The 5,677-nt window shown below is 37.9% G+C and carries 4 protein-coding genes and 1 pseudogene; all 5 read left to right on the top strand.

Translation table 11 applies throughout. From position 1 onward, the window contains the following. Nucleotides 1-188: 188 nt before the first annotated feature. Nucleotides 189-1,337, top strand: coding sequence for a glycosyltransferase family 4 protein (locus MW688_RS22845; protein WP_486738323.1), 1,149 nt, complete (start codon nt 189-191; stop codon nt 1,335-1,337). A 13-nt stretch (nt 1,338-1,350) separates the two neighbouring features. After that, a complete protein-coding gene (locus MW688_RS22840; protein WP_486738322.1) occupies nt 1,351-2,097 on the top strand; it encodes a sulfotransferase family protein in 747 nt (248 codons plus the stop codon). Nucleotides 2,098-2,118: 21 nt separating this feature from the next. Next, on the top strand, nt 2,119-3,093 hold the full coding sequence (locus MW688_RS22835; protein ID WP_486738321.1) for an ABC transporter ATP-binding protein: 975 nt from the start codon (nt 2,119-2,121) through the stop codon (nt 3,091-3,093). A gap of 44 nt (nt 3,094-3,137) precedes the next feature. Beyond that, nucleotides 3,138-4,790 carry a hypothetical protein gene (locus MW688_RS22830; protein WP_486738320.1) on the top strand — a complete coding sequence of 551 codons (1,653 nt, stop codon included), beginning with the start codon at nt 3,138-3,140 and terminating at the stop codon, nt 4,788-4,790. A 35-nt stretch (nt 4,791-4,825) separates the two neighbouring features. Beyond that, nucleotides 4,826-5,677 (top strand): annotated as a pseudogene (locus MW688_RS22825) (hypothetical protein); the annotation flags it as partial.

The following is a 5,677-nucleotide window of genomic DNA, read 5'->3' as shown; positions in this document are numbered from 1 at the left end:
TTGCGCCCTATTCTGGCTTGCGCCCTATTCTGGCTTGCGCCCTATTCTGGCTTGCGCCCTATTCTGGCTTGCTTTGGCGATCTTTGGCGATCTTTGGCTGGCGCTAAGCAAGTACAAGAAAAACTAAATCAGGTTGATAAATACTCATAGATAATATGATCATAAATAAATTTAAGAACACTTAATTTATGAACATCAAGGTATTACATTTAATTACTCGGTTAGCGGTAGGAGGAGCCCAAGATAACACCTTCATTTCCGTAGAGAAGGGCGATCGCACTCGTTTTTCGATTCATTTAGCTTCCCATCCCGAAGGGATTTGGCGCGATCGCGCTTTAGCCGTGGCGGATGTTTTCCACCCTCTACCCAATCTCATCAATCCCATTAACCCCTATCAAGATTTACAAGCTTTAATCTCTATAGTCAAACTCCTGCGCCGGGAGAAGTTTGATATCATCCACACCCATAGTTCCAAAGCTGGTATTCTAGGGCGTATAGCCGCTAAAATTGCTCAAACTCCTGTAGTAATCCACACCATCCATGGTTTCTCTTTCCATGATTTTATGCCCCCTCTACAACGTCAACTCTATATAAATCTAGAAAGGGCGATGAAACCTCTAACAGACTATATTATCACTGTTAGTGAACTGAATCGACAACAGGGGGCCTCTTTAAATATTCTTGATTTAGAAGCGAGTAAAACTGTCTATAGTGGTATTGATTTCCATAAATTAGATCAACCTACTAACCTTGAGGAAATGCGCCAGCAACTAAATATCCCTTCAGACTACAAAAGCATTGTGATGGTAGGACGTTTAGATCCACAAAAAGCCCCAGAATACCTTATATCTGCCTTTGCCCAAGTACTCCAGCACCATCCCCATACTATCTTACTCTTAGTAGGTGAAGGAGAAAAACAACCCCAATTACAAGCCCAAGTAGAAGAATTAGGAATCGCTGCCAAAGTCAAATTTTTAGGGTTTAGAGAAGATATTCCCCAAATTTTACAAACTGCTGATATATTTGCCCTTTCTTCTCTTTGGGAAGGCTTAGGAAGGGCGATGACTGAGGCAATGTTGCTAGGAAAACCCGTAGTTGTGCCCAATATCTATGGTATTCCAGAAATTGTCCATCACCAGGAAACAGGCTTACTCTACCCAGCCAAAGATGTTAATAAATTAGCAGAAAACTTGCTGTTACTCTTGCAAAATCAGGAACTTGCTGATAAATTAGGAAACCAAGCCCGCCAACTCACCAGAAATTTATTTGATGGTAAGATGATGGTTGAGCAGTTAGAAACTATTTACGAAAAGCTATTGCTTGCCAAATCAATTTAGTAAAGTTGCGGTGATGAATAAAAAAGTACTGAGTAGAATTAGTTTACGTTTACAGGGATATGATAGCCTCAAAGATATCTTTCTTGAGGAATACCAAGCCATTTATTTTGTGATTCCTAAAGTAGCAAGTAGCAGTTTTAAAACCTATTTTAAAGAGTTACTAAAACTAGATTCTCCTTCGCCTCATACCACTAAATTTCCCCATATTCCTCGCCAAAGAATTAATGAATATCCCGATTATTTTAAATTCTGTTTTGTCCGCAATCCCTGGGAAAGATTATTATCTTGTTATTTTAGTAAACTCAAGAAAGATTATGATCTCAATATAGATCCTAGTTGTAAAGTCGCCTACTTTCTCCAACCTTCTTTGAGTGGTAAAGTAAGTAGATTAAAATATCCAGTAATTAATAGGGAGATGTCTTTTACAGAATTTGTCCAGGCGGTGGGAGAATTACCTGAAGAGAAAGCTGATAAACATTTTCGGTCTCAGTATACCTTTATTGTGGATCAACAGGGTAAACTGATTCCCGATTTTATTGGTCGCTTTGAAAAACTTAATGAAGACTTCCTAACTATTGCTAATCAGATAAATCTGCCAATTAAACAACTTCCCCACGAACTAAAAGGCAAACATCAGCATTATACTAGCTATTATACCCCAGAAACTTGGGAAATAGTTAGAAAGCGTTATCAACAGGATATCGAGTTATTCAATTACGATCCAGATTTTAGCGCGGCTAAATCTGAAGCGATAAACTAATATACACACACAAAAAAAAAGATGACTGCCATCACCAATGGGGACAAAACCACAACAAATGCTATTATCTGTCAAGGAGTAACTAAAAGATTTGATCGCCATATAGCAGTAAATAATGTTGATTTAGAAATTGCCGCCGGGGAAGTATACGGCTTAATTGGACCAAATGGCGCCGGAAAAACTACTCTCATCAAAATGTTAGTAGCAGCCGAAGAACCAACTACAGGTAACATCTATCTCAATGGGATGAGATTGCGTCAAGATGATAGTAATCGTCTAATTAAGCAAAAACTAGGCTATCTCCCCGATGATTTCCCCCTATATGACGATTTAACAGTCTGGGATTATCTAGACTATTTTGCTAGACTCTATCGACTCAAACAACCAAAGCGACGCCGAAGACTCAATGAAGTTTTAGAGTTAATTCAACTGACGAGTAAAAAATACAGTATCATCTCTAGTCTATCCCGAGGCATGAAACAACGTCTCAGTTTAGCTAGAACAATTATACATGAACCAAGTATTTTATTTCTCGATGAACCAGTATCAGGATTAGATCCGATTGCTAGAAAGCAATTTCGTGAGATAATTAAACATCTACAAGATGTGGGGATGACTGTATTTATTTCTTCCCACGTGTTAAGTGATTTAGCTGAGTTATGTACCTCTGTGGGGATTATGGAACTAGGCTATTTAGTAGAAAGTTCCTCTCTTGCGGAATTATACCAACGTTTGGCCCGTCAACAAATAATTATCTCTACCTTGGGAGATAGGGAAACTTTGCGCCAACAACTACGCAAACATCCCCTCGTAGAGGAGATAGAAATGTTAGGGATAGAGGGGACTCTCAAAGTTTACTTCTCCGGTAACCCTGAAGAGAGTGCCGAATTACTCAAATCTCTCGTTAAAGCAGAAATACCTATTACTGGCTTTAACTGTCAAAATGAAGATTTAGAGAGTATCTTTTTGCAAATGGGGCACCAACAAGCTTCTTAAACGTCTATATTTAAATAAAATTAGTCAAGAAAAAGTATTTAACTATGTACTTACTTAATCAAATAGGAGAATGGAATCCTCAACTACTCCGAGAATTAAAAGGTAGACTTAAATCTCGCAACCTCTGGCTAGTAGCAGGAATTTCTCTACTAGGTCAACTATTTATCTACCTCTATTATAGTAGTCTTTTACCAACAACAGAAAAGAGTTGGAGTCGTTACTGCCAAGATTATGAGAATTGTTTCCCTGATTTACTGGGTAACTTTGTGATTATGGAAAACCTGTGGTGGTTGGATATCTTTGTGGTTATGAGTGTAGCGGGGATAGGGATATTACTAGTGGGTGGTAGTTACCTATTGATAGCTGACTTAGCCAATGAAGAAAAACAAGGTACTCTCAATTTTATTCGTTTAAGTCCCGCTTCTGTAGAAAGTATCATGATTGGGAAAGTATTGGGGGTACCATCTTTATTATATATCCTGGGTATAATAACAGCGCCACTGCATATAATTAGTGGTTTAAAAGCAGGAATTCCCCTGAGTTTAATTGCCATATACTATTTAGTATTAGCAGCAAGTTTAATCTGTTTCTACAGTTTATCGATTCTCTACGCTTTAGTTACTACAAGTTTAGGAGGATTTCAACCTTGGTTGGCAAGTGGAGCAATTTTATTCACTTTGTTTATGTTAGCAGGTATAGTGAATAGTCAATATTTCGATCCCACCTATATGGTGTTTGACTGGCTATTTATATTTTATCCTGGGACGATTCTTCACTATTTAGTACATTCTACCTATATTGCTCCCGATGCCATTGAATACCTAGATTTAGAAAACTTTTCTCAGATGCTATGGTATGGGAATCCTATTTTCACGAAAGTAAGTACAGCAACTATTCTCATAGTATCTAACTACCTATTGTGGAGTTATTGGGCATGGCAAGGAATAAAACGCCGCTTTCATAATCCCTTAGCTACAGTAATTAGCAAAAAGCAAAGTTATATATTAACCTTTAGCTTTATAGTTATGGCTTTAGGTTTTACTCTACAAAATCTGGCGGCAACTTGGCGAATGACAGATGATGGATTTGCAGCTTTGCAATTAGTAAATTTAATATTCTGCCTAATTATAGCGGCCATTCTCACACCTTCACGTCAAATTCTCCATGATTGGGCACGTTATCGCCACCAAGAATCGGCAATTAATCGCAACATTCTCTCAGATTTATTACTAGGAGAAAAAAGTCCCGGGATTTTAGCTGTAGCTGCTAACTTGGGAATTATCACTCTCTATATTCTGCCTTCCATATTTGGTTTAACTAAAGAAGGATTAAGATTACCAATATTCTGGGGATGGTTAATTACCATCAACTTAGTTCTAATTTGCGGACTAATTATGCAAATCATGTTACAAATGAAGAATAAGAGACGGTTTCTCTGGGCAACTGGTGCGATCGCCTTGATTACTATTACTCCCCTGGTGATTTTTGCTTGCTTTTCCATCGATCCTATAGAGCAACCATTAATGTGGTTATTCTCCATATTACCAACGGTAGTAACGACAGAAGTAGCATTGGGTAGTTATATATTCCTAGGATTGTGTGTGCAGTGGTTGGCGATCGCCGTGATTGGAGCAGGTTTTACCTATAACCTCAGGAAGGTAGGAGAGTCAGAAACAAAAAAATTACTATCAAACTAATTAACTAATGAACGAAGATAACAAGGAGAAGAAGAATGTTTACTCAAATGATCGACAAGGCAGGAGAATGGAATGCCCAATGGTTTCGGGAAGCAAAAGGGCGTTTAAAACCTCGTAATGTAATGGCAGCAGGAGTTGTGTCTATTCTGCTACAGATGTTTATTTACTTGATATACAGTTCACAATTACCAGGAGAATTCTCTCGTTATAGTCGATACTGTATCAATAAATGTGAGCAAATTGACTGGGAATTATGGCACCTAGATATGTTCTTCTGTATGAGTGTAATCACTATTTTTAGCCTGTTAGTAGTAGGAGTATATCTACTAATAGCTGATTTATCTCACGAAGAAAAAAGGGGAACCCTGGGATTTATCCGTTTAAGTCCCCAATCAGCCTTAGAAATATTCCTAGGCAAGATGTTAGGAGTACCAATTTTACTGTATTTAACAGTAATTGTATCTATACCTTTACAACTAATTAACGGTATAAGCGCAGGTATTCCCATAACTCTCATCTTTGGCTTCTATCTAGTATTAGGGATGAGTTGTTTCTTCTTTTATAGTCTTAGTTTTCTGTTTGGCTTATTGAGTTACAATAGCCAGAGATTTTCTCCATGGGTAGGAAGTGGTATTACAGCATTTTACTGTCTAATTTACAGTTCCATAACCTTTGATAGTCATAGACCTGAAGCACATCCCTTAGATTGGATAAGATTATTCTATCCGGGAACAGTATTACCATACTTAGTCAATGCCACAAGGGTTTTGCCATATAAACCTGACTATTTCCCTATTGAACAATTAAGTAACCTAAACTGGTATGAATTGCCTCTCTGGCAAAATGCAGCAGTAGGTATGGCAATATCCCTATTATTTATGGGATTA

This window comes from Johannesbaptistia floridana, from assembly GCF_057440575.1.
This window is presented reverse-complemented; position numbering and strand designations above follow the sequence as displayed.

Coding starts and splice junctions, on each gene's coding strand:
- MW688_RS22845 (WP_486738323.1), top strand. CDS start 189: ATGAACATCAAGGTATTACATTTAATTACTCGGTTAGCGGTAGGAGGA.
- MW688_RS22840 (WP_486738322.1), top strand. CDS start 1,351: ATGAATAAAAAAGTACTGAGTAGAATTAGTTTACGTTTACAGGGATAT.
- MW688_RS22835 (WP_486738321.1), top strand. CDS start 2,119: ATGACTGCCATCACCAATGGGGACAAAACCACAACAAATGCTATTATC.
- MW688_RS22830 (WP_486738320.1), top strand. CDS start 3,138: ATGTACTTACTTAATCAAATAGGAGAATGGAATCCTCAACTACTCCGA.